1 protein-coding gene is annotated in these 635 nt (G+C 60.8%); it reads left to right on the plus strand.

Going from position 1 to position 635, the window contains the following annotated elements:
* Positions 1 to 136 precede the first annotated feature (136 nt).
* A partial coding sequence (locus G7A99_RS23550) for a hypothetical protein (protein WP_163144479.1) occupies positions 137 to 635 on the plus strand: 499 nt, incomplete at its 3' end.

Below are 635 nucleotides of genomic sequence, written 5' to 3' on the forward strand. Positions count from 1 at the left end.
CATGCCCGGCGCACCCTGGCCGTTGCCACCGAGCACCAGTCCGCCTACGACAACGCCGAGGCCCGCTGGTTCGTGCTCGGCGCCATCCTGGAGATGGCGCAACAGTGGCAGTAGCTCATCGCCACAGGACGACACCATGAAGAGGACCCGACAACTCTGGATCCGGGCCGGTATCGGCGTGGCCATAGCGCTGCTGGTATTGGGCTACGGGGCATACGAACGAGGCGTACCGACGATGAACGAGCAGGAACGACGCACGCTCGAGGGCTACACCCAGACCATGCGCCCCGTGTGCGTGGGGCGCTTTCAGCTACAGATGCCCGAGCGCATGCCTTTGAGCTCGAGCAGCCTGACGGTGAACGAGGCGCAAATCAGCGCCCGGCCGATGAGCCGGCAGATGTATGACCGGTTCATCGAGAAACGGAGAAACACGTTCGAGAATCAGGAGACCGTCAACAAGGACGATGCCCCTTATCTCAAGAACGTGATCAAGACTGACTCCGGACTCGTCATCTTCGACAGAAACGAAAGCCGTAGCGCCTATGACTCATCGAGAACCCTGGAGGGATACAAATTCGAGGGGTTCACGATGTTCTCCGTCGAGCTCAAGGCAACGGACCTGACCGACGAGCGCT

The organism is Arhodomonas sp. KWT (genome assembly GCF_010993615.1).